Genomic DNA, 21,691 nt, shown 5'->3' with positions numbered 1-21,691 from the left:
GCGTCGGTCAGGTCGACCGCAGCACCCGCTTCGACTTGTGCGTGCTGCGCTCGAGCGACCCGACGGGCACGGGCTCGACGATCGCGCGGACCGTGAGCTCCGCCCGGATCTGCCGCGCCAGCCCGTCGGCCGTGGCGGTCTCGCGACCTGCTTCGACCTCGACCCGGACCTTGATGCCAGTGAGGTAGCCCGTGCCGGGGTCGGTGACGTCCTCGTCGAGGACGATCAGGTGCTCCCCTGTCGTGCCCGGGGTCGCGCGCACGATGTTCTCGACCGAACTGGGGAAGAGGTTCACGCCCCGCACGACGAGCATGTCGTCGGCGCGGCCGATCACACCTCCGGGCAGTCGGGCGAGCGTGCGACCGCAGCTGCACGGCTCGACGCTCCTGACCACCACGTCCCCGGTCCACCAGCGGACGAACGGCATCGCCTGCTTGTCCAGATGGGTGAGCACGAGGACCCCGGGAGATCCGTCGGGCACCGACTCGCCGGTCTCGGCATCGACCACCTCGGCGATCGCGAAGTCCTCCGCGAGGTGGCCTCCCACCTGGTGCTCGCACTCCCACGCGATCGGCTGGAACTCCAGTGAGCCGTACCCGTCGAAGACCTTCGCCCCCCAGCGCTCCTCGATGGCTGCGCGGGTCTGCGGCAGCGCGCCACCCGGCTCGCCGCCGACCTGGATCCGGCGGACGTCGTTGCCCGTGAGCGGCCTGCCGAGCTTCTCGGCCGTCTCCGCGAGATGGAGCATGAACGACGGCGTACCGCTGACCGCAGTGGTGCCGTAGGTCGCCATCACGTCGATCTGCCGCTCCGTCTCGCTGGAGCCGCCCGGGATGACCGTGCAGCCGATCTTCGCGTAGGCGTTCGTGACACCGAGACCGCCGACGAACCACGCGAATCCGAAGAGGCTCTGGTAGATGTCGTGACGGCGCACACCCTGGCTGTACGCCGCGCGGGCGTACAGGTCGGCCCAGCGCTCGAGGTCCGCAGCGGTCCAGCAGACCGGGGTCGGCGACGACGTCGTCCCGGAGGAGAAGTGCACCCGGTTCACGTCGTCCATCGACGCCGCGAGCAGGTCGCTCCACGGCGGAGCCTGCTGCAGACTCTCCACGAAGTCGGCCTTGCGCAGCGTCGGCAGCTTCTGGAGGTCCTGCATCTCCTGCAGGTCTCCGGGCTCGAAGCCGATGTCGCGCCAGGTCCGCCGGTAGAACGCGCTCTGCGCACCGACATACGCGAGCTGCCGCCGCAGAGCGTCGAGCTGGAAGGCCTCGAGTCGGTCGCGTGACCACGTCTCGACCTCACTCCAGCAGTCCACCGAGTGCGGGCTGGGCATGGTCTAGCTCCTCTTCCTGAGGCCGTTGACGATGAACGTGGCGAATGCCGCGGCGACGCGGGGTACGTCGTCGGTCTCGGAGCGATCGGGCGAGTACCAGATCGGGATCCAGTTCAACGAGCCGAGCGCCGACTTCACGGCGAGCCCGGCGTCCAGCACGTCGAAGTCGCCGGTCTCGATCCCCTGCTCGACCGTGGCGACGAAGAGCCGCTCGTAGCGGCGACGCAACTCCAGGACCTCGTCGAGCAGATCGCTGTGCACCCTGATCTCCGGCACGGTCCGCATCTCGACGGCCTGGACACTCACCCGCTGCGGGCCGTGATGGATCATCATCAGCTCGGCATGGCGATGCGCCATCGCGTACATCCGCTCCGGCGGCGTACCGGATCCACTCGCCAGGGGTGCGATCTCCTCGATCAGCTCGATCATGCCGCTGACCACCACGTCGAGGAAGATCTCGGCCTTGCCGCGGTAGTAGTGGTAGACGCGACCCTTGGTCGCGCCGAGCTCGTCGGCGATCGCGTCGATGCTGGTCGCCAGGTATCCGCGGCTCGCGAAGGCCCGCCCGGCGGCCTCGAGGATCGCCAACCGACCGTCCTCGGCGGGCCCCGGGCGACCGATCGTCCGCCGCGGGGTCGAGGTGTCGTTCGCGGACATGTCAGGTTCGCTCTGGAAGGGCCGCCTGCTCCGCCTTGATCTGGCGGCCCAGCACCAGGCGCTGGATCTCGGAGGTGCCCTCGTAGATCTGGAGGATCCGCTGGTCACGGTACAGACGCTCGGCGGGGCAGGGCTTGCAGTATCCGTCGCCGCCGAAGACCTGGACGGCCACGTCGACCGCCCGGTGGCTCACCTCGCTGGCATAGAGCTTCGCCATCGCGCCGATCGTCGACACGTCGTCGCCGCGGTCGTAGGCGCGGGCCGCCTCGCTGGTCATCATGCGAGCGGCGGTGATCTCGGTCGCCACGTCGGCCAGCGGGAATGAGATCCCCTGGTTGTCGATGATGGGCTGCCCGAAGGTCTGTCGCCGCGTGGCCTCGGCGGCGCCGACGTCGTAGCCCGCGAGGGCGACGCCGACCGACTGCGCCGCCACCGAGATGCGGCCCGCGCTGAGGGTCTTCATGGCCAGGCGCATGCCTCGGTTGAGCTCGCCGAGGATCGATTCGTCGTCGACGACCGTGTCGAGCTTCAGGTTGCTCGTCAGCGTTCCGCGGATGCCCATCTTGTCCTCGTACCGGTCGATGACCACCCCGTCGGCCTCCTTGTCGACCATGAACGCGGTGATCCCGCGCGCGCCGGATGCTGGATCGGTGATCGCGAACACGACGTAGTACCGCGACGCGCCGCCGTTGCCGATGTAGATCTTCTCGCCGCGGATCCGCCATCCGTCGCCCTCGCGCTCGGCCACGGTCCGGATGCTTGCCGCGTCGGAGCCGGCTCCGACCTCGGTGAGCGCGAAGCTCACCGCCCGACCCTCGGCGAGCCCGCCGAGGTAGGTGCGCTGCTGCTCGGCGGTGCCTTCCAGCACCAACGGGGTGCCGCCGAGTGCGTACGCTGCGAGGATCGCACCGGTCGAGGCGCAGCCCCGCGACACCCGTTCGATGACGGCGCAGGTCGTCTCGAACGACGCCCCGTGGCCGCCGTGCTCGGACGGTACGAAGAGTGCCGCGAGGCCGGTCTCGACAAGCCGCTCGACGCTCTCCCAGGGGTACCGCTGGTCGCGGTCCAGCTCCTCGGCCAGCGGTTCGAAGTGGTTACGGCTGACGTCGTCGGCGATCGCGAGCCACTTCTCGGTCTCCGGGTCGCGCTGCGGGCTCCAGATGACGGACATCTCTCTCCTCTTCGACCACTGGTCCGCGGGCACATTCTACCGAGTAGGTTGCCCGCCTCGGCTGGCGACAGTACCGGCGCCACGGAGTGCTGTCAACGCTCGCGCTGACGGAATGACCCAGCTTCTAGCGAGGGTGTGACGCCGCCGCATCCGCCGGCATGCGCTCGACGCCGAAGGGAGACAGAGCGCCGGCGAGCGGCCCACCGAAGGCCGCGGCGATGGAGTCGGTCGTCCACGAATCCGCACTGAGACCCGGGAGGTCGGCAACCGCCTGTTGGCTGAACACGGCGAGCCGGTTCCCGTCGAACCGGATGAGCTGGCCGGTGACGCCCCGTGCCGCGTCACTGAGCAGGTAGGTCACCAGCGGAGCTACACGCTCCGGGGCTCGCTGCTCGACGCCGGCCAGCAGCGCCTGGCCGGCGCCGACCGGCACGACCCGGCGGCCGACGGCACCGCGGGTCATCCGGGTGATGGCCACGGGTGCGATCGCGTTCACCCGTACGCCGTGCTCGGCAAGATCGAGCGCACTGGCGAAGGCGAGGGACGCGACGGCTCCCTTCGTCGCGGCGTACGTCATGATCCGGCGCGATCCGAGGAGCCCGGCGGAGGAGGCGACGACGATCGACCCCCGACCGGCCTCGACCATGACCGCCGACGCGGCCGTGAGGCAATTGATGGCGCCGAGGACGTTCACGCGCACGTCGCGATCGGCGAGGTCGACGTCCTCCTGCCATGGGAGAGCCTCGTGGTAGAGACCCGCATTGAGGACGAGACCGTCCAGCCCGCCGAGCTCCGCGACGGCCAGGTCGACGAGCCCCCGCGCTTCTCCGGGCTGGTCGACCGCGTGCCGGGAGGCGACGGCGACCCCGCCGGCTCGCACGATCTCAGCGGCCACGGCCCGAGCCTCGGCGACATCCCGGTCGTTGACGACGACCTTGCCACCGGCTCCCGCCGCGGCGAGCGCGTAGGCCCGCCCGAGCCCACGCCCTGCCCCGGTGATGATCACGCGGTCACCGTTGAGATCGACCATGTCCCAATCCTCGTCAACGCTAATGTAGACGCACTGGAGAAGGGAGGCTCGATTGCGAGTCGATGACATCACGTTCGGCACCGGCCCGATCGGCAGCTACGCCGCCGACGGCGACCCGACGAGCGGGAGCGAGACGCTCACGGCGGCGCTGGCGGCAGGTCTTCGCCGATTCGACAGCGCACCGAGCTACGGCGACGGGACTGCCGAGTCCCTGCTCGGGGCTGCCCTCGCATCGACGCACGCTTCCCACGCGGCCACGGTCGCCACCAAGGTGGGACGAACCCGGATGACGACCCCGAACCCTTACGCCAGGCCGCTCACGCCGGACGCTCCACGGGGCGGCGGAGGCTTCGACTTCACCGGCGCCGGGGTCCGGGCCTCGCTCGCCGCCAGCCTGCGTCGGCTCCGGCGGGAGCACGTCGACATCGCCTTCCTCCACGATCCGGAGCTGGCTGCGGACGTGGTCGCCGGGCAGGCGATCCCCGCCCTCGTCGCGGCCAGGGAGGAAGGTCAGATCGCGAGCATCGGCGCGGCCTCCACGAGTCCCGACGCGATGCTCCGTCTCGCGGAGCACCCCGAGATCGAGCACGTGATGATCGCGGCGGCCTGGACCCTGACCCGACGCGACGCCCTGCCTCTGCTGGGTCGCTGCGCCGACCTCGGGGTGCGCGTCCATGCCGCCGCACCCTTCGACTCCGGCCTGCTGGCCCAGCACTCCCCGGATCCCGCCGCGCCGTACGGCTATCGCGCGGCAGGAGCGGCGGACATCGAGCGGGCGCGCGCTCTCGCCGTCATCTGCGAGCGACACGGGGTCACGTTGCCGCAGGCGGCCCTGTGCTTCCCGCTGCGACACCCTGCCGTCAGCACCGTCGTCGTCGGCATGCGCTCTCCGCAGGAGGTGGCCGACAACGTCGCCCTTCTGGCCGGCCCCGTCCCCGACGACGTATTCGAGGAGATCGACCACCACCTCGCGACCGAGGATCACCGGTAGGCCTCGATCAGCCGCTCGAAGACCTCCGGCTGGACCGCACCGGCGGGCCAGACGGCCTGCGGAGGGTAGTAGAGCACGAATTCGTCGATGCCCATCGCGCTGTAGCTGTCGATGAGGCGCCGGGCCGAGTCCAGCGACTGCCACATCGGCGTCGGCGTCGTCGCCGCGCTGCCGATCAGCAACGCGCGGCGGATCGTGGCGGGATCCCGCCCGATCCGGCCACAGGCCTCCTCGAGCCCTGCCAGGCGCGCGGCGGTGACCCGACGATGCTCCTCCGCCGACAGGCCGAACCCGCCGTAGGAGATCCAGCGGTCGCCGTACCGTGCCGCCAGCGCGAGCGAGCCGGCGCTGTGCGCGGCGATGGTCAGGGGCGGACGTGGCGTCCGAGTCGGCCGCGGGGCCAGCACGGGAAGCTCACTCGCATCGGCAGACCTCGCCGAGTCACCTCGCAGCACAGCGTCGACGGTGACGACACAGCTCGCGAACCGTGCCGCGCGCTCGGTGGCCGACCACGACGGGACGCCCGCAGCGTCATGGTCGGATGCGGCGTACCCGGCGCCGAGGCCGAGCTCGAGCCGACCACCGCTGATGTGCTCCACCGACAACGCCTGTCGAGCCAGCACGGCGGGCGAGCGCAGCACCGGATTGGAGACGAGCGTGCCGAGCCCGATCCGTTCGGTGGTCGCCGCCCAGCCCGCGAGCGCGCTCCAGGCGTCCAGCCAGGATCGCCGGGGGTCGACCGGATGCGCGAAGTGATCGTCGACCCACACCGTCGGCACGCCGATCTGCTCCAGCCACCGGACCTCGGACAGCAGGGTCGAGAAGTCGCGGTCGGGTATCAGCAGCGCATGGATCGACGGGTTCACAGGCCCGCGACCCGTGCGCTCAGCCCACCGTCCACGGCAAGCACCGACCCCGTGACGAACGACGAGGCGTTGGAGAGCAGCCAGCACACTGCTGCCGCGACCTCGTCGGGACGCGCGGCCCTACCGATCGGATGCGCCTGCGCGAACCGGTTCTGGTCGACCTCGCCGACGAAACCCGAGTCCACGAGGCCCGGCGCGACCGCGTTCACCCGGATCCCGTCGATGGCGTGGTCCAGGGCGGCGGACTTCGTCAGTCCGACGATGGCGTGCTTGCTCGCGGCGTACGCCGAGGACCCGGCGACTCCTCCGGAGACGGCAGCGGACGCGGCGTTGACGATGGCGCCGCCGCCACGCTGGCGCATGGCCGCGATCTCGGCCTGCATGCAGGTCAGCACTCCCCCGAGATTGACCTGCAGCACCCGCCAGAAGGTCGCCGGCGGATAGTCGCAGACCGAGGCGATGACGCCCGGGACCGCTGCGTTGTTGAACGCGTAGTCCAGTCCGCCTCGCCAGCGCAGCGCGGCGTTCACGCATGAGCTCGCGGTCTCCTCCGACGACACGTCACCGGTGGCGGCGATCGCGGCTCCCCCGTCGGCGGCGATGGCATGGACGGTCCGGTCGGCGAGGTCGTCCTGGCGGTCGTTGACCACCACCGCGACACCGTCGGCAGCCAGACGCCTGGCCACCGACGCACCGATGCCCTGGCCGGCTCCGGTGACCAGTGCGATCGTCATCGCACTCGCAGCTCCCGCTTGAGCACCTTGCCGCTGGCGTTGCGCGGCAGGCTCCGGTCGATGGAGAAGGTCGCGGGCATCTTGTAGGCCGCGAGCCGTTCGCGCGCGAACTCGCGGACCTGTTCCTCGTCGAACTCGGCACCCTGCTCGAGCACGATGTGGGCGCGGACGACCTCTCCCCAGTGCTCGTCCGGCACCCCGACGACGGCGATCTCGCGGATCGCGGGATGTCCCCCGAGGGCGTCCTCGATCTCGACCGGATAGATGTTCTCCCCGCCCCGGATGATCATGTCGCGCTTGCGACCGCTCAGGTAGTAGTAGCCGTCCTTGTCCCGGTAGGCCATGTCCCCGCTGCGGAACCAACCGTCCACGAAGACCTTGGCGGTCTCCTCGGGCTGGTCGAGGTAGCCCGTCATGCAGGCGTCCGACCGAGTGACGATCTCGCCGACCTCGCCGTCGGGTACGTCGTTGAGTTCGTCGTCGCACAGGCGCATCAGCACGCCCGTGACGGGCTTGCCGATGGAGCCGAGCAGGTGCTCGTACCCGTTCTGCGCCAGGCGGTGGTCCTCGGGTGTGAGGGAGGTCTGCAGACCGGCCTCGGTGCCGGCGCCGAAGACGTTGAGGAAGTCGCAGTCGAAGGCGTCCAGCGCCCGGCGCAGCAGCGCAGGCGACATCGGGGCCGCGCCGTACGCGATCGACTTCAGCGTCCCGACCTTGGCACCGGCCTCGGGCTGGAGGGCGGGCTCGTCGAGCAGCGTGTCGAGCATCGTCGGAACCACGAAGATGCCGTCCAGGCCACCGTGCAGGATCCAGTCCGCGACGGTGGGGGCGTCGAACCCGGGGAGCACCAGCGAGCTGTGCATGTGGGCGACGCCGGCCAACGTGTAGATCAGGCCGCCGACGTGGAAGAGAGGTGCTGCGGTGTAGTGGAAGGTCAGGTCGGTCATCCGGCGTTCGACGAGACACTGCGCGGTCAGGTGCTTGACCATCCGTTGCGAGTGCATGACGCCCTTGGGCAAGCCGGTTGTTCCACTCGTGAACGCCACGCACACCAGGTCGCTGTCGTCCACGGCGACGTCGATCTCCTCGTCCGGGTGACCGGCGAGCAGCTCGTCATAGCTCTTGTCACCCGAGTTCGAGTCGTAGCTGACGTACATCGTGATGCCCGACGTGTCCGCGGCACGGACCATGTCGGTGTAGCGGTCGGAGAAGAACAGCGCCTTCGGTTCGGCGGCGTCGAGCAGCGTCTGCAGCTCGGGCTGTGCGAGCCGGAAGTTGAGCGGCACGTAGACGGCCCCGACCTTCATGCTGGCCAGCACGGTCTCGAGGTAGCCGATCGTGTCGGTGGCGAACAGGGCGACCCGGTCGCCCCGTCCGATGCCGGCCTGCCGCATCGCGTTTGCGACCGCGTTCACCCGACTGTTGACCTGGGCGAAGGTGAAGACCTCCTGCTCGGTGGCGAAACACGTGCGTTCGGGGCGGGCGTCGGCCGCGATCCTGATCCAGTCAGCGATCCGGGTGCCTTGGTGTCGTGACAACGCGAAGCCTCTCGATGAATCAGGTGCCACCAGCCGTTCCGGGAGGTCCACCAGCCGACATTTGTCATCGTTCGTGTTGACGCAGACGCTAAGACGCGACACCCTTCATCGTCAACGGCTGTGCTGACGCACGGCCCGATCCCACGGAATGATCGGATCCCGCATGAGGACGACCAGCGCCGGGGTGGCCACCGAGCTGCCGTCGGAGTTCGCAGGAGAATCCGGGCGTGAGCTCGCCCTGGAGATGCTGCGGCGGATGTACGCCGTACGGCTCTTCGAAGAGGCCACCATCGCGCTCTTCCACGCCGGCGACCTGCCGGCGATGGTGCATCTCTCGATCGGTCAGGAAGCCGCTGTCGTCGGGGCCTGCATGGCGACGACCGGCGATGACTACATGACCGGCAACCATCGCTCGCACGGCCACCCCATCGCGAAAGGTGCTCGCCTCGACGCGCTGATGGCCGAGCTGCTCGGCAAGGCGACGGGCGTCTGTGGGGGCAAGGGCGGCAGCATGCACCTCGCCGACTTCTCGATCGGCAGCCTGGGCGAGTCCGGCATCGTCGGGTCCGCGATCCCCGTGGCCACCGGCGCTGCGCTGGCGGCGCAGGTCAGGAAGTCCGGTCAGGTCGCGCTCTGCTTCTTCGGGGACGGCGCGGCCAACGAAGGCGTGTTCCACGAGTCCGCGAACATGGCCGGTGCCTGGCGGCTGCCGGTGATCTACTTCTGCGAGAACAACGGCCTGGCGGTCAGCGCGACGATGTCCGACACGACGGCGGTGACCGACATCGCCCTGCGCGCGGCCGGGTACGCGATGCCGGGCGTGGTGGTCGACGGCCAGGACGTGCTGGCCGTCTACCGCGCCACCCGTGATGCCGTGGCGCGGGCCCGCGCGAACGAGGGGCCCTCGCTGATCGAGGCGAAGACCTACCGGTTCGGTGAGCACGCCTACGGGTTGAGCGTGCCCGCGCCGTACCGGGACCAGTCGGACGTGGACCGGTGGCCGTCGGTCGACCCCATCCCCCTGTTCGTCGACCGGCTCGCCATCTGGGGCCTGGCCGACGACGAGACGGTGGCCGCGGTGCGCGCCAGCGTGGAGGCCGAGGTCGCCCAGGCGGTGCAGTTCGCCAAGGACAGCCCCTATCCGCCACCTGAGGCGGCGTACGCCGACGTCTACGCGGATTCACCCCATCGTGAGGATTCTTCGCATGACCACGACTGAGACCCGCGGGCGCGTGGGCCGAGAGGCTCAGCTCGGCTATCTGCAGGCGATCAACCAGGCGCAGACCGAGGAGATGGAACGCGACGAGCGGGTCATCCTGATGGGGCAGGACCTTCGCGCCAACGTCTTCGGCGCGTCCGACGGCGTGCTGGCGAGGTTCGGGCCTGACCGGGTGCGCGACCTGCCGCTCTCCGAGGCCGGCTCGATCGGGCTCGCTGCCGGAGCCGCGCTGGCCGGGCTCCGACCCGTCGTCGACCTGACGGTCGCGAGCTTCGTCTTCGGGGCGATGGACCAGTTCGTCTCACAGCTCGCGAAGGTGCGCTACATGTTCGGCGGGCAGGCGCGGGTGCCGGTCGTCGTGCGCGCGGCGCTGTACTACCACGGCGGGACCGCCGGTCACCACGCCGACCGGCCCTATCCGATGTTCATGAACGTGCCGGGGCTGAAGATCGTCGTCCCCTCCAACGCCGCTGATCTCAAGGGCCTGTTGAAGTCCGCGATCCGCGACGACAACGCAGTGCTGTGCTTCGAGGACGCCAACCTGTGGGGCCGCAAGGGCCGCGCGACCAAGCCGGACCACGGTGCCGATCATCTCGTGCCGTTGGGCGTCGCGGCCACGCCGCGGTCCGGTACGGACGTGACGATCGTCGGCATCGGGCAGGGCGTCTATCTCGGCCTGCAGGTCGCGAACACGCTGGCGAGCGAGGGGATCAGCTGCGAGGTGGTGGACCCACGCACTCTCGTGCCGATGGACTGGCCGACGATCGAGGAGTCGGTCAGCCGCACCGGGCGATGCGTCGTCGTCGACCCGGCCAACCGGACCTGCAGCGCCGCCAGCGAGATCGCGGCACATCTGGTGGAGACGTGCTTCTCGTCCCTGCGTGCCCCGATCGCGCGGGTGACCACCGATGACACCCACGTCCCGTTCAGCCCGGCGCTCGAGAAGCTGATCTATCCGAACGAGGACAAGGTACTCGCCGCCGTGCGGCAGGTGCTCGCCGTCTGATTCCCAAGCCACCAGGAGAGGACCGATCCCGATGCGTACCGAAGTGCGGTTGCCGCAGCTGTCGATGGGAATGAGCGACGCCGAGATCATCGACTGGTATGTCGAGGAGGGCGGACGGGTCGAGGAGGGGGCGGACCTCGTCGAGATCGAGGCGGAGAAGGCGACGCAGATCCTCCCCGCACCGGTCTCCGGCGTCGTCCGCGACATCACCGTCCACACTGGGGACGTCGTCGAGGTGCGCGCCCCCCTGTGCGTCATCGAGACCGACAACTGAGGGCTGGAGCGGGACAAGGAAGAGCATGGGCGAGTTCGATCCCGACCGCGTCGACCTGGACGACGTCCGCAGCCGGTACGCCGAGGAGCGGGCCAGGCGAGTGGGCGTTGCGCGGGCGACCACGCTCGACCTCACCGGAGAGCTCGCGGGCTACCGCCAGGATCCCTACGGGCCCGTCGAGCCGCGCGAGCCGCTCCACGACGTGGTGGACGCGATCGTCGTCGGCGCGGGCTTCGGCGGCCTGCTGACCGCGAGAGCGCTGCAGCAGCAGACGCCGCTGCGGAAGATCCGCGTGGTCGACCGCGCCGGGGACTTCGGCGGCGTCTGGTACTGGAACCGCTATCCGGGCGCACAGTGCGACGTCGAGTCGTACATCTACCTGCCCTTGCTCGAAGAGGTCGGCACGATGCCGACCGAGCGGTACGCCTCGGCTCCGGAGATCTTCGCCCACGCCCAGGCCATCGGCCGGAGGTTCGACCTCTACGACTCGGCGCTGTTCCACACCGGCGTCACCGGCGCCACCTGGCTCGAGAGCGAAGACCAGTGGGAGGTGGTGACCGATCGGGGTGACCGGATGCGGACGACGTACCTCGTGCTGGCCATCGGCTCCCTGGACAAGGTGAAGCTGCCTGCCATCCCGGGCATCGAGAGCTTCGCCGGCCGCTCCTTCCACACCAGCCGCTGGGACTTCGACTACACCGGTGGTGCCGACGACGGCGAGCTCCACGGCCTCGCCGACAAGGCAGTCGGCGTCGTCGGCACCGGCGCGACCGCACTCCAGGCCGTGCCCCACGTGGGTCGTTGGGCCAGGACCCTCCACGTGTTCCAGCGGACGCCGTCCACCGTGGATGCGCGACACAACGGTCCCACCGACCCCGAGTGGGTGGCCGGCCTCGAGCCCGGGTGGCAGGCCGAGCGGATGCGGAACTTCACCGAGGTCACCGCCGGCGCGAAGGTCGATCGTGACCTCGTCGACGACGACCTCAGCCGCCTCTTCACCGCCCTCCTGCGCCCCGATCCGGGACGGTTCCCCCGAGCCACCAACCGGGCCCATGCCGCCGAGCTGGCCGACCTGGAGCAGATGGAGCGCATCCATGCCCGGATCGACTCGACCGTGGCCGATCCGCGGAAGGCAGCCCTGCTCAAGCCCTACTACCGCTACCTGTGCAAGCGACCGGGCTTCCACGACGACTACCTGCCGACGTTCAACCGTCCGAACGTGCACGTGGTCGACACCGCCGGTGTCGGCCTCGAGTGCGTCGTCGCCGACGGGGTGGTGGTCAACGGCGAGCACTATCCGCTGGACTGCCTGATCTGGGCCACGGGATTCGAGACCGAGACGCCGTACGTCGAGCGGATCGGCTTCGACCTGCACGGCGTCGGTGGCCTGACCCTCGCCGAGAAGTGGCGAGACGGGATGCGCACCCTGCACGGGATCACCACCCACGGATTCCCGAACCTGCTCATCATCCCCGGACCCAACTCCCAGGGCACGGTGACCACCAACTTCACCCACAACCTGTCCGAGTGCGCCGCACACATCGGCCACATCGTCGGTGCCGTGGCGGAACGTGGTGCCACGGGCTTCTCGCTGACGGCCGAGGCCGAGAACGCGTGGGTCGACACCCTCCTGGACCGATCCCGCAACATGCTCGCGTTCTGGCGCTCCTGCACACCGGGCCGCTTCAACCATGAGGGTGACCCAGACGGCAAGTCTCCGGCCGATGTCGACTTCGGCGACGGTCCGCTCGCCTACTTCGACCTGCTTGCCCGATGGCGCGCCGACGGCGGCCTGCCTGGCATGGATCTCATCCGACCACCCATCCGCAACCTCTCCGGGAGGACTCCATGACCGATGTGACCGTCAGCAAGCTGACCATCTCGTCCGCCGCGGCGGCTCGACTGATCGACCAGGCCGTCCAGGCCTCGACCGCGCAGGGCAAGTCCATGGTGATCGCCGTCGTCGACGCCGGCGGCGAGCTGAAGGCGTTCACCCGGATGGACGAGGCGCCCCTGCTCTCCGTCGACATCGCGATCGACAAGGCGTGGACGTCGGTCGCTTACGGCATTCCGACCCACGCATGGCGCGAGTTCCTCGACGCCGACGCCGGTGTCGCCCAGATCGCACATCGGCCGCGCCTGACCGCCGTCGGCGGTGGATATCCGCTGCGGGTCGACGGCGTGCTCGTCGGCGGGCTCGGCCTGTCCGGGGGCCACTACAGCGAGGACCAGGCCGTGGCCGAGGCGGCCCTGACCGCCGCCGGGTTCGCCCTCTAGATGCCGGCAGCCGTACGGGAGGAAGCGTCGCTCACCATGATGCCGCTGCCCCTGTCCCCCACTGTCCGCTGCGGCGACTGGCCGCGGCTGAGCGCACGGCGTTGTCCCGACCGAATCGCGCTGATCGCCGACGGGCGCGAGCTCACCTTCGCCGAGTTCAACAGCAGGGTCAACCGCGCCGCGACGTCGCTGCGAGACGCCGGGATCTCCCGGGGCGACCGGGTCGCGATCTTCGCCAACGACACCCACCGCTACCTCGAGGTCGTCTTCGCCTGCATGAAGCTCGGCGCCGTCTACGTGCCGCTGAATCCGCGCCTGACCGGTGCCGAGCTCCAGAGACTGCTGGACGTCTGCGAGCCCGCTTCCCTCTTCTACGGGCGTCGCTACGCGGACCTGGTCTCCGGCGTACGCGCCACGTCGATCAAGGAGACCGTCTGCTTGGACAGCACAGACAGCCTGGGAAGCGACTACGAGGCGTGGGCGGCGCGCGGGGTCGACGAGGAGATCGACACGGAGGTCGACGACAACGACCTCGCCTGCCTGGCCTTCACCAGCGGCACGACCGGGACGCCGAAGGCGGTCATGCACAGCCAGGCATTCACCAAGTACGGCACGATGCAGAGCATCGTGGAGCGGCGCCTGCCCGAGGGGGCCGTGCACTACTCGGCGTCGTCGCTCTTCCACATCTCCGGGCGGCTGTACGCGCTGGCGGGAGTCATGCGTGGATCGACCTCTCTGCTCCTGCCACAGTTCGAGGCCGCGACCGTCCTGGAGCATCTCGGCAGTGGTCGGGTCCATGGCGCGTTCCTCGTGCCCACGATGATCGGTGCCCTGCTGGACCTGCCCGCGGTCGCTGACGCCGACTTCTCCGCGCTGCAGTCGATCGTGTACGGCGGCGCGCCCATGTCGGTGCCGTTGCTGCGGCGTGCCATGGAGACCTTCGACTGCGACTTCATCCAGATGTTCGGCGCCGGCACCGAGGCGGGCCTCCAGACGGTCCTCACTCCCGAGGACCATCGCCGGGCGCTGGACGGCGAAGAGCACCTGCTCGGCTCGATCGGCAGGCCGGGGTTCGGCGTCGACCTGCGTCTGGTGGACGAGAAGTTCCGGGACGTCCCCGCCGGCGCGGTGGGCGAGATCGCCACCAGGGCGGACGCGTGCATGTCCGGATATCTCGATCACCCCGAGGAGACGGCGCGGGCGCAGCGCGACGGCTGGGTCCGCTCGGGGGACCTGGCTCGTGCCGACGAGGAGAGCTTCCTGTACCTGCAGGGACGGCGCGACGACATGATCCTGCGCGGCGGGGAGAACATCTACCCGAAGGAGATCGAGGAGGTCCTCAGCCGCTGTCCCGGCGTCCGGGAGGTGGCCGTCGTCGGGGTCCCGGACCAGCGCTGGGGCCAGATCGTCCGGGCGCACGTCGTCCTCACCCAGGACGCCGCGCAGGCCGGCTTCGATGCCGAACTCGCTCGGTCGTTCTGCCGCGTCAGGCTCGCGGCGTACAAGGTTCCCGCCGAGTTCCGGATCGAGGCCCGGCTGCCGAGGAACGCGACCGGCAAGTTGCTCAAGACCGAGCTGCTCCAGGAAGGACGACCGACGGCATGAAACGGGTCGAGGGCAAGGTGGCGCTCATCACCGGCGGGGCACGCGGACAGGGACGTTCGCACGCCGTGCGGCTCGCCGCCGAGGGCGCGGACATCGTCCTGGTGGATGCCTGCGAGGACCTCGAGACGACCGCTCCGCACTACCCGCTCGCAAGCGACGACGACCTGGCCCGGACAGTCGAGATGGTCGAGGAGACCGGCCAGCGCGTGGTCGCCTGCAAGGCCGACGTCCGTTCGCTGGCCGACATGGAGGACGCCGTCGCCCAGGCCATGGACCGGTTCGGGCGACTGGACATCGTGTGCGCGAACGCCGGGATCGCGGTCTACGGCCTCACGTGGAAGATCACCGAAGCGGAGTGGCACGACACCCTGGACGTCAACCTCACCGGCGTCTGGCACACCGTCCGCGCGTCGATCCCGGCCATCATGGAAGGCGGCCGCGGCGGCTCCGTGATCCTGACCTCCTCCGCAGGCGGGCTGAAGGGGGTCTTCAACACCGCGCACTACACCGCCAGCAAGCACGGGGTCGTCGGCATCATGCGCACGCTGGCCAACGAGGTCGCGCGGCACAGCATCCGGGTCAACACCATTCACCCGACCTCGGTCGACACCCCCATGCTGAAGGCCGCCTACCACCTGTTCATGCCGGGCGTCGACGACCCGACCCGCGAGCAGGCGGCGGCGGCGTACCAGACGATCAACGCGATGCCGGTCCCCTGGGTCGAAGCGGTCGACGTCAGCAACGCGGTCCTGTGGCTGGCCTCGGACGAGGCGCGCTACGTCACCGGAGCGACCCTGCCGATCGACGCCGGGTTCCTGGTGAAGTGAGCTGACATGATCCCCACCACCCTCCCGAGGACTCGCCCGCTGCGCACGGGCGACTGGCTGCGACTGGCCGGACGCAACTACCCGGACAGGATCGCCGTGCTGGGACCGCACCAACCGGTCACTTTCACCGAGCTGAACGCGCGGGTCAACCGGCTGACGACCGCGATCAACGACTGTGGGGTCCAGCCGGGTGACCGGGTGGCGCTCTTCTCCTCGGACTCCCAGCAGTATTTGGAGGCACTGCTCGCCTGCATGAAGCTCGGCGCCGTCTTCATGCCGATGAACTTCAGGCTGAACGCCGCTGAGTTGCAGGTGCTGATGGACGCCTCGCAGCCTCGGCTGCTCTTCCACGCGAGCCGCAACCAGCCAGTCACCGACCGCGCCGACGCCGGGTCACTGATCGGCCGCGTCGTCCTGGACGACCCGGGCTACGAGGAGCTGCTGTCCCGTGGACGGGACGAGGAGCTCGACGTCGTCGTCCACGACTCCGACCTGGCCTGCATCGCCTACACCAGCGGCACGACGGGGAAGCCGAAGGGCGTCCTGCACTCCCAGGCCGTGGTCAAGCAGAACATGCGATCGACGCTGCTCATGCGGGGGTTGCGCGAGGACAGCACGCACTACTCAGCGGCGCCGATGTTCCACATCTCCGGGATGTACTTCGTGCTCACGCAGGTGGCCCGCGGTGCGACATCCCTGCTGCTGCCGGACTTCGAGGCCGGCGAAGTGCTGTCCTGGCTGGGATCGGGGCAGGTCACCGACGCGTTCCTCGTACCGACGATGATCAACACGCTGCTCAGGGATCCACGGGTCCGCGACACCGACTTCTCCCAACTGCGCTCCATCGCGTACGGCGGCGCGCCGATGCCGCTGCCGTTGCTACGCGAGGCGATGGACGTCTTCGGCTGCGACTTCCTGCAGCCGTTCGGGGCCGGCACCGAGGCCGGCACCCAGACTGCGCTCACCGTGGAAGACCACCGGCGGGCTGTCAACGGCAGCACACACCTGCTCGCCTCGATCGGCAAGCCGATCGTCGGCATGGACCTGCGACTGTGCGAGCCTGGCGAGGGCGAACCCCGGGACGTCGCACCGGGAGATGTCGGCGAGATCGTGACCCGCGGGCAGGCGGTGATGAACGGCTACCTCGACCAGCCGGAGGCGACCGCGCGCGTCCTCCACGACGGGTGGTACCGCGGTGGCGACATGGCCAGGGCCGACGAGGAGGGCTACCTCTACCTCGTCGGCCGCAAGGACGACATGATCATCCGTGGCGGGGAGAACGTCTATCCGGCAGAGATCGAATCGGTCTTGCACTCCCTGCCGGAGATCGAGGACGCCGCCGTCGCCGGCGTACCCGACGAGCACTGGGGCGAGGAGGTGCACGCCTGGGTCACGCTCAAGCCCGGTTCGACCTTCGACGAGCATGCTGCGCGGGAGTCGTGCCGCTCCCGGCTGGCCGGCTACAAGGTTCCGGTCGCCTTCCACGTCGCGACCGAGCTCCCCAGGACGGCGACCGGCAAGATCGTCAAGCACCGACTGGTCAGCTCGCTGCACCCGTGACTCCTACACCTCGGGGGTGCTCTCCTGATCGAGCTGGCGCAGGACCTGGTCCCTGCCCTGCATGATGTGCTCGTACATCAGGGAGGCGGCGCGTCTGGGCTCTCCGGCCGCGATCTGGTCACGGATGTAGCGGTGGAAGTTGTTGGACCGCTCGAGCTCGGCCCGGTTGAAGAAGCGGAACGCGCTGAACACCATCGGCACGTCCACGGTGTTGGCGAGCATCTGGCCGAGCCGGCCGTGTCCGCTCGCCTGGACGACGGCGTTGTGGACGCGCTTGTTGGCCTGGTTCACCAACCTCGTCCGGTCCAGGTCGCTGAGGTCGCCGCGGTGGAGCGCAACGTCGAACTCGGCGATGCCCGCGTCGAGCTCCTCCACGTCGTCGGCGGTCGCGCGCGACGAGGCGAGCTCGGCAGCGTACGCCTCCAGACGAGCGCGCAACCCGTAGAGATCTCGCACCTCCGAGCGGTCGAGGGTGCGTACCGTCGCACCTCGGTGCCGGCTGGCGACCACCAGTCCGTCGGCGGCAAGCATCCGCACCGCCTCGCGGACCGGGGTGCGTGACACGTTCAGCTCGGCGGCGACGCGCTGCTCGACGATCCGCTCACCCGGCCCGAGCTGGCCCTCGATGATGGCGGTCCGGAGCGCCTCGTAGGCGACCTCGGAGCTGACCGGACCTGGAACGACAGGCGTACGCCGGCCCGCCTTCGACCCGTGGCTGCCGTTGAGTCCTGCCGGCCGACCAGCCATGGATCCCCCTTCACACAACGCGATCACCGTATCGGATGCCCGTGGGTCTGGGCCCGTCATCAGGCAGGCCCAGACCCACGTCGTGTCGGCTACGTGCTGACGACTACTCGCCGGACGAGATCTTGCTGAAGTTGCCGAGCTCGCCCTCGTTGGTGACGAGGTCGCCCACGGGTTCGAAGCGACCCGTCGACCCATTGCCCGCGCCGGTGTACTCGTAGACCCGACCGGACTCGAACGGGAAGGCGTCGTCCACGCCGCTCACCGCAGCGCTGACCTCGCCGATGTGCATCGGCCACCGGCTGTTGTACGAGTGGGCCGCGATGTTGATGTTCGCCCGGTTCAGCCCGCCCTTCATCACGCTGGCGTCCTTGAGGACGGCGACGGTGTACCAGCCCCAGAACCAACCGTTGGCGACCTGGCCGTCCTGCGGGTCCAGGCCCTGCGATGTCAGCGTGTCGGTCATGAACTTCGCGAACTCCTTGTCCTGCTCCTCGACGTCGGGGTCGCTCGGCGCGTAGTAGTAGCGCACGGTCTGCACACCGTTGCCGGTCGCTCCCTGCTCCAGCATCGGAGCGAACGTGGTCGAGATCTGCGCGCACTGGTTGCCGGTGACGATCGTCGGGTCCCAGCTGCTCTTCTCGATCGCGGCAAACGCCTGGGAGCACAACACGCCGGCCTCGATCACGAGCGTCGCGTCCGCGTCCGAGGCGGCGGCCGAGGTCACCTGGTCGTTCACGTTCGGGGCGTCGTCGGCGTTGCGCTGGGTATCGACGAGCTCGATGTTGCTTCCCTCGATCGCCCGCTCGAACCCGTCGAGGTAGGCGTCACCGAGCGCGTTGTCGATCACGATCGCGGCGACGTCCGCGCCGTCGGGGAACTGTTGCTTCAGAGCGTCCGCGAGCAGCGCGGCCTCGTTGTAGTAGTTGAGCCCGAAGCCGGTCAACCACGGGTAGTTCTCCGGGTCGAAAAACTCGTCCGTGGCGCCGACCATGTACTCGCCCATGCAGGCCGCGTCCATGGTGTCCCGGACGGCGAGGTTGTTGGCCGTGCCGATGATGCTGAAGCTGGCGGCGTACTTGTCGGCCTGGATCGCCGCGTCCACGTTCTTGCGCGTCAGGTCGGGCTGGTACTGGTCGTCGTTGACGTCCAGCGTGACCTCGCGACCGTAGATGCCGCCGTTGTCGTTGACGTAGTTGAGGTAGCTCTTGAGACCGTCTCCGATGCCACCGACGGCCGCGAGGGCTCCGGACTTGGGGACGGAGCTGAACAGCGAGATGCTGTCATCGGTGATGCCGGTGTTGTTGTCCCAGCTCGAAGGACAGTCCGTCAGGTCCAATGAGAAGTTGCCCGGACCGTTGTAGATGCACGGGTCGCTCTCGTCCTGGCCCCACTCGGCGATGCCCTTCTGGGTGGCAGGGATGGTGTCGCCGGCGGTCTCGTCCGTCCCGGTGGCGGGCTGTGCGTCGGCCTGGCAGCGCGAGTCGTTGGTGCCCGCACCGCTGCCGGCATTCGGGTCGGTGTTCGTGCATGCTGTGGTCACTGCAGCGATGGACGTGATGACCGCCAACGCTGAAATTGTCTTCCGTCGTGCCGACATCGTCAGCCCTTTCTGAGAGGAATCACTTCTACCTGGGTGATGCGGACGTCACTGACCGCTGCGGTGACGTCCTGGGTGTTCCCGAGCCCGATGAACGATCGACGAGTTGGTACTGCTCCCAGCCGGCCGGTTGCTTCGGGACGACGACGACGACCTTGCGGAGCACGCGTTTGATGCCGTCGGCGACACCGCCCGGCAGCAGGAAGATGAAGATCAGCAGCAGGACGCCGGAGACGATTCCGGGCACCTGGGTGGCCTTGGGCCCGTTGAGCCAGCTCTGCCCGTCGGCCCAGTCGGCGATGTAGACCCGCAGGGTGATGAAGATGATGGCGCCGGGGATCGCTCCCAGCACGCTGGTGCTGCCGCCGGCGATCATCGCCACCAGCAGGAAGATCGCGAGGAACAGGTCGAACCGGGTGTCGGACACGGACGGTGTCTGGATCACCAGCAAGGATCCGGCAACACCGCCGAACGCAGCACTCATGGCGAAGGCGAAGATCTTGACGCGGGCGACCTGGACCCCGGCTGCCGAAGCTCCGAGCGGCGCGTCCCGGACCGCTCGCATCGCCCGGCCGACCCGCCCGCTCACGATGCTCCAGCCGATCAGGAACATGAGGACCGCAACTCCGAGGATCACGTAGTACCTGATGGTGACCGGCCCGTTCTCGGTGTACGGGTTGACCGGAAGCCAGTTCGGGACCTCCATCTCCGGTGCGAAGAGGCCCGTCGTGCCGCCGGTCAGGTCGGGGAACTTGCCCACCAGCACGGGGAAGAGCGCCGCGATCGACAACGTGACGGCCGCGAGGTACAGGCCCCGGATGCGCAGCGCAGGGATCCCGATCAAGGCCCCGGCGAGCGCGCAGAGGGCGAATGAGACCGGGATCGTCGCCAGGTAGGGCCACCCCTGTTTGACGACCAGGATCATCGACAGGTATCCGCCCAGTCCGACGAAGGCGCTGTGGCCCAGCGAGATCTGGCCGGTGTAGCCGATCACGAGGCTCAGGCCGAGGATCGCCACGGCGTAGGCCACCAGCTGCGACAGGGTCCCGATGCCGGCGATCGTGCCGATCATGTAGGGCAGGGCGATCAGCACCGTTGCGGCGGCTGCGGTGATGGCAACCAGCACCACGACGTAGCGGCGGCTGCCCTTGACCAGTGTCAGTGCCATCAGACGCGCTCCATGCTGCGAGCGCCGAACAGGCCGGCTGGCCGGAACTGCAGGACGGCGATGATCACGAGGAAGGCGCAGCCGAGTCCGAACTGGCCACCGAAGGCAGGGACGTACCCAGTGAGGAAGGTGATCGTGAGTCCGACCACGATGCCGCCCACCAGCGCACCGGTGATGCTGTCGAGCCCGCCGAGGGTGGCGGCCGCGAAGGAGTAGATGAGGACTTTGTCCATCATCAGCGGGTCGAGGACCGTGCCCGGCGCGATGAGACAACCGGCCAGGGTTCCCACCGCGGCGGCCGCAGCCCAGGCACCCTGGATCGTCCTGTTGATGTTGACTCCCACGAGCTTTGCCGAGTCCACGCTGCTGGCCATGCTGCGGAACCGCAGCCCCAGCCGCGTCTTGCTCATCAGCAGCTGCAGGAGGACCACGACGGCGACGGCCAGGAGGAACGTGCCGAGCGCGGAGTAGTAGAGCCTCGCTCCGCCGATGGCGATGTAGGCGTCTGCCCCCTTGGGGAACAGGGTCGGGAAGCCTTTGGGCTGGAATCCCCAGATGAGTGCGACGAGAGCGTTGAGGATGAGGAACAGCGCCAACGTCACGATCGTGATCGCCAGGTGGTTGTTCGGGTCGAACGGACGAATGAGGGTCCGCTGGAGAGCACCTGCGCCCGCGGCGCTGACGATCATCGCCAGCACGATCCCGAGTGCCAGCGGCATTCCCCAGCTCTCCACGAAGGTGTAGGCGAGGTACGTGCCCATCAGGGCCATCGCGCCCTGGGAGAAGTTGATGACCTTCGTCGCCTTGAAGACGAGCACCAGGGCCAGGGCCGCGAGGCCGTACTGGGTTCCGTTGGTGACGCCGTCGATGAGTCGTTGCAGGTACAGGGACGCGCCGTGCGTCGTCACCGCCCAGACCGAGAAGGCGGCCAGCAGGACCACGACCACCCCCGTCGACCTCACCGCGGACCTGCGGCGCGCCATTCTCAGGACGTCGACTCCCTCGTCGACGCCCCGGTTCGGCATCGTCATCACCGCCATTGCACTTCCCTCACTGGGTCGGTGGACCGGTCCGGCCGGTCCGGCGAACAC

The 21,691-nt window shown here is 69.1% G+C and carries 20 protein-coding genes; 9 read left to right on the top strand and 11 right to left on the bottom strand.

Annotation, left to right across the window (positions count from 1 at the left end; translation table 11 throughout):
- Positions 1-7: 7 nt before the first annotated feature.
- The 4 genes from ACFQQI_RS22340 to ACFQQI_RS22325 all read right to left on the bottom strand — a co-directional run bounded on the left by ACFQQI_RS22340 (position 8) and on the right by ACFQQI_RS22325 (position 4,191).
- Entirely contained in the window at positions 8-1,333 is a 1,326-nt protein-coding gene (locus ACFQQI_RS22340; RefSeq protein WP_378568722.1) for a phenylacetate--CoA ligase family protein, read from the bottom strand.
- Between the two features lie 3 nt (positions 1,334-1,336).
- Positions 1,337-1,990 carry a TetR/AcrR family transcriptional regulator gene (locus ACFQQI_RS22335; RefSeq protein WP_378568720.1) on the bottom strand — a complete coding sequence of 218 codons (654 nt, stop codon included), beginning with the start codon at positions 1,988-1,990 and terminating at the stop codon, positions 1,337-1,339.
- A 1-nt stretch (position 1,991) separates the two neighbouring features.
- On the bottom strand, positions 1,992-3,161 hold the full coding sequence (locus tag ACFQQI_RS22330; RefSeq protein WP_378568718.1) for an acyl-CoA dehydrogenase family protein: 1,170 nt from the start codon (positions 3,159-3,161) through the stop codon (positions 1,992-1,994).
- A gap of 124 nt (positions 3,162-3,285) precedes the next feature.
- The gene (locus ACFQQI_RS22325) at positions 3,286-4,191 is read right to left on the bottom strand and encodes an SDR family NAD(P)-dependent oxidoreductase (protein WP_378568716.1); all 906 of its coding nucleotides are present in this window, start codon (positions 4,189-4,191) and stop codon (positions 3,286-3,288) included.
- A 52-nt stretch (positions 4,192-4,243) separates the two neighbouring features.
- Here ACFQQI_RS22325 and ACFQQI_RS22320 point away from each other — a divergent pair, with 52 nt between their 5' ends.
- Positions 4,244-5,182: an aldo/keto reductase gene (locus ACFQQI_RS22320; protein WP_378568714.1), complete on the top strand. Its 939-nt coding sequence runs from the start codon at positions 4,244-4,246 to the stop codon at positions 5,180-5,182.
- Here the strand turns inward: ACFQQI_RS22320 and ACFQQI_RS22315 are convergent.
- The 3 genes from ACFQQI_RS22315 to ACFQQI_RS22305 are packed head-to-tail and all read right to left on the bottom strand — an operon-like array spanning position 5,173 to position 8,320.
- A complete protein-coding gene (locus ACFQQI_RS22315; protein WP_378568712.1) occupies positions 5,173-6,135 on the bottom strand; it encodes an LLM class flavin-dependent oxidoreductase in 963 nt (320 codons plus the stop codon). The two genes, ACFQQI_RS22320 and ACFQQI_RS22315, sit on opposite strands and share 10 nt — an antisense overlap.
- The gene (locus ACFQQI_RS22310) at positions 6,045-6,782 is read right to left on the bottom strand and encodes an SDR family NAD(P)-dependent oxidoreductase (protein WP_378568710.1); all 738 of its coding nucleotides are present in this window, start codon (positions 6,780-6,782) and stop codon (positions 6,045-6,047) included. The genes ACFQQI_RS22315 and ACFQQI_RS22310 overlap by 91 nt, the downstream gene beginning before the upstream one ends.
- Positions 6,779-8,320: a class I adenylate-forming enzyme family protein gene (locus tag ACFQQI_RS22305; RefSeq protein ID WP_378568708.1), complete on the bottom strand. Its 1,542-nt coding sequence runs from the start codon at positions 8,318-8,320 to the stop codon at positions 6,779-6,781. Before ACFQQI_RS22305 ends, ACFQQI_RS22310 begins: the two co-directional genes overlap by 4 nt.
- Before the next feature lie 163 nt (positions 8,321-8,483).
- Between ACFQQI_RS22305 and ACFQQI_RS22300 the strand changes: the two genes are divergently transcribed.
- The 8 genes from ACFQQI_RS22300 to ACFQQI_RS22265 are packed head-to-tail and all read left to right on the top strand — an operon-like array spanning position 8,484 to position 17,088.
- Complete coding sequence (locus tag ACFQQI_RS22300; protein ID WP_378568706.1) at positions 8,484-9,539, top strand: thiamine pyrophosphate-dependent dehydrogenase E1 component subunit alpha; 1,056 nt, start codon at positions 8,484-8,486, stop codon at positions 9,537-9,539.
- Complete coding sequence (locus ACFQQI_RS22295) at positions 9,526-10,545, top strand: alpha-ketoacid dehydrogenase subunit beta (RefSeq protein ID WP_378568704.1); 1,020 nt, start codon at positions 9,526-9,528, stop codon at positions 10,543-10,545. The genes ACFQQI_RS22300 and ACFQQI_RS22295 overlap by 14 nt, the downstream gene beginning before the upstream one ends.
- 31 nt (positions 10,546-10,576) lie before the next feature.
- On the top strand, positions 10,577-10,819 hold the full coding sequence (locus tag ACFQQI_RS22290) for a biotin/lipoyl-containing protein (RefSeq protein ID WP_378568702.1): 243 nt from the start codon (positions 10,577-10,579) through the stop codon (positions 10,817-10,819).
- A 25-nt stretch (positions 10,820-10,844) separates the two neighbouring features.
- The gene (locus ACFQQI_RS22285; protein WP_378568700.1) at positions 10,845-12,671 is read left to right on the top strand and encodes a flavin-containing monooxygenase; all 1,827 of its coding nucleotides are present in this window, start codon (positions 10,845-10,847) and stop codon (positions 12,669-12,671) included.
- On the top strand, positions 12,668-13,096 hold the full coding sequence (locus ACFQQI_RS22280; RefSeq protein ID WP_378568698.1) for a heme-binding protein: 429 nt from the start codon (positions 12,668-12,670) through the stop codon (positions 13,094-13,096). The genes ACFQQI_RS22285 and ACFQQI_RS22280 overlap by 4 nt, the downstream gene beginning before the upstream one ends.
- A gap of 36 nt (positions 13,097-13,132) precedes the next feature.
- Complete coding sequence (locus ACFQQI_RS22275; RefSeq protein ID WP_378568696.1) at positions 13,133-14,701, top strand: class I adenylate-forming enzyme family protein; 1,569 nt, start codon at positions 13,133-13,135, stop codon at positions 14,699-14,701.
- Positions 14,698-15,528, top strand: coding sequence for a mycofactocin-coupled SDR family oxidoreductase (locus ACFQQI_RS22270; protein WP_378568694.1), 831 nt, complete (start codon positions 14,698-14,700; stop codon positions 15,526-15,528). Before ACFQQI_RS22275 ends, ACFQQI_RS22270 begins: the two co-directional genes overlap by 4 nt.
- Positions 15,529-15,534: 6 nt before the next feature.
- The gene (locus tag ACFQQI_RS22265; protein WP_378568692.1) at positions 15,535-17,088 is read left to right on the top strand and encodes a class I adenylate-forming enzyme family protein; all 1,554 of its coding nucleotides are present in this window, start codon (positions 15,535-15,537) and stop codon (positions 17,086-17,088) included.
- Positions 17,089-17,091: 3 nt separating this feature from the next.
- Here the strand turns inward: ACFQQI_RS22265 and ACFQQI_RS22260 are convergent, their stop codons facing one another.
- From ACFQQI_RS22260 to ACFQQI_RS22245, 4 genes are all read right to left on the bottom strand, one after another.
- Entirely contained in the window at positions 17,092-17,835 is a 744-nt protein-coding gene (locus tag ACFQQI_RS22260) for a GntR family transcriptional regulator (RefSeq protein WP_378568690.1), read from the bottom strand.
- A gap of 103 nt (positions 17,836-17,938) precedes the next feature.
- Positions 17,939-19,375: an ABC transporter substrate-binding protein gene (locus tag ACFQQI_RS22255; RefSeq protein WP_378568688.1), complete on the bottom strand. Its 1,437-nt coding sequence runs from the start codon at positions 19,373-19,375 to the stop codon at positions 17,939-17,941.
- 85 nt (positions 19,376-19,460) lie between these two features.
- A complete protein-coding gene (locus ACFQQI_RS22250; RefSeq protein ID WP_378568686.1) occupies positions 19,461-20,600 on the bottom strand; it encodes a branched-chain amino acid ABC transporter permease in 1,140 nt (379 codons plus the stop codon).
- Complete coding sequence (locus ACFQQI_RS22245; RefSeq protein ID WP_378568684.1) at positions 20,600-21,631, bottom strand: branched-chain amino acid ABC transporter permease; 1,032 nt, start codon at positions 21,629-21,631, stop codon at positions 20,600-20,602. The genes ACFQQI_RS22250 and ACFQQI_RS22245 overlap by 1 nt, the downstream gene beginning before the upstream one ends.
- Between the last annotated feature and the right edge of the window lie 60 nt (positions 21,632-21,691).

Origin of the sequence: Nocardioides sp. GCM10030259, from assembly GCF_042666375.1 — a bacterium.
Lineage (GTDB): Bacteria > Actinomycetota > Actinomycetes > Propionibacteriales > Nocardioidaceae > Nocardioides.
This window is presented reverse-complemented; position numbering and strand designations above follow the sequence as displayed.

Bases quoted from the DNA above. Each gene is read 5' to 3' on its own strand.
- ACFQQI_RS22340 (WP_378568722.1), bottom strand. From the start codon at position 1,333: ATGCCCAGCCCGCACTCGGTGGACTGCTGGAGTGAGGTCGAGACGTGG.
- ACFQQI_RS22335 (WP_378568720.1), bottom strand. From the start codon at position 1,990: ATGTCCGCGAACGACACCTCGACCCCGCGGCGGACGATCGGTCGCCCG.
- ACFQQI_RS22330 (WP_378568718.1), bottom strand. From the start codon at position 3,161: ATGTCCGTCATCTGGAGCCCGCAGCGCGACCCGGAGACCGAGAAGTGG.
- ACFQQI_RS22325 (WP_378568716.1), bottom strand. From the start codon at position 4,191: ATGGTCGATCTCAACGGTGACCGCGTGATCATCACCGGGGCAGGGCGT.
- ACFQQI_RS22310 (WP_378568710.1), bottom strand. From the start codon at position 6,782: ATGACGATCGCACTGGTCACCGGAGCCGGCCAGGGCATCGGTGCGTCG.
- ACFQQI_RS22300 (WP_378568706.1), top strand. From the start codon at position 8,484: ATGAGGACGACCAGCGCCGGGGTGGCCACCGAGCTGCCGTCGGAGTTC.
- ACFQQI_RS22295 (WP_378568704.1), top strand. From the start codon at position 9,526: ATGACCACGACTGAGACCCGCGGGCGCGTGGGCCGAGAGGCTCAGCTC.
- ACFQQI_RS22290 (WP_378568702.1), top strand. From the start codon at position 10,577: ATGCGTACCGAAGTGCGGTTGCCGCAGCTGTCGATGGGAATGAGCGAC.
- ACFQQI_RS22285 (WP_378568700.1), top strand. From the start codon at position 10,845: ATGGGCGAGTTCGATCCCGACCGCGTCGACCTGGACGACGTCCGCAGC.
- ACFQQI_RS22280 (WP_378568698.1), top strand. From the start codon at position 12,668: ATGACCGATGTGACCGTCAGCAAGCTGACCATCTCGTCCGCCGCGGCG.
- ACFQQI_RS22275 (WP_378568696.1), top strand. From the start codon at position 13,133: ATGATGCCGCTGCCCCTGTCCCCCACTGTCCGCTGCGGCGACTGGCCG.
- ACFQQI_RS22270 (WP_378568694.1), top strand. From the start codon at position 14,698: ATGAAACGGGTCGAGGGCAAGGTGGCGCTCATCACCGGCGGGGCACGC.
- ACFQQI_RS22265 (WP_378568692.1), top strand. From the start codon at position 15,535: ATGATCCCCACCACCCTCCCGAGGACTCGCCCGCTGCGCACGGGCGAC.
- ACFQQI_RS22260 (WP_378568690.1), bottom strand. From the start codon at position 17,835: ATGGCTGGTCGGCCGGCAGGACTCAACGGCAGCCACGGGTCGAAGGCG.
- ACFQQI_RS22250 (WP_378568686.1), bottom strand. From the start codon at position 20,600: ATGGCACTGACACTGGTCAAGGGCAGCCGCCGCTACGTCGTGGTGCTG.
- ACFQQI_RS22245 (WP_378568684.1), bottom strand. From the start codon at position 21,631: ATGACGATGCCGAACCGGGGCGTCGACGAGGGAGTCGACGTCCTGAGA.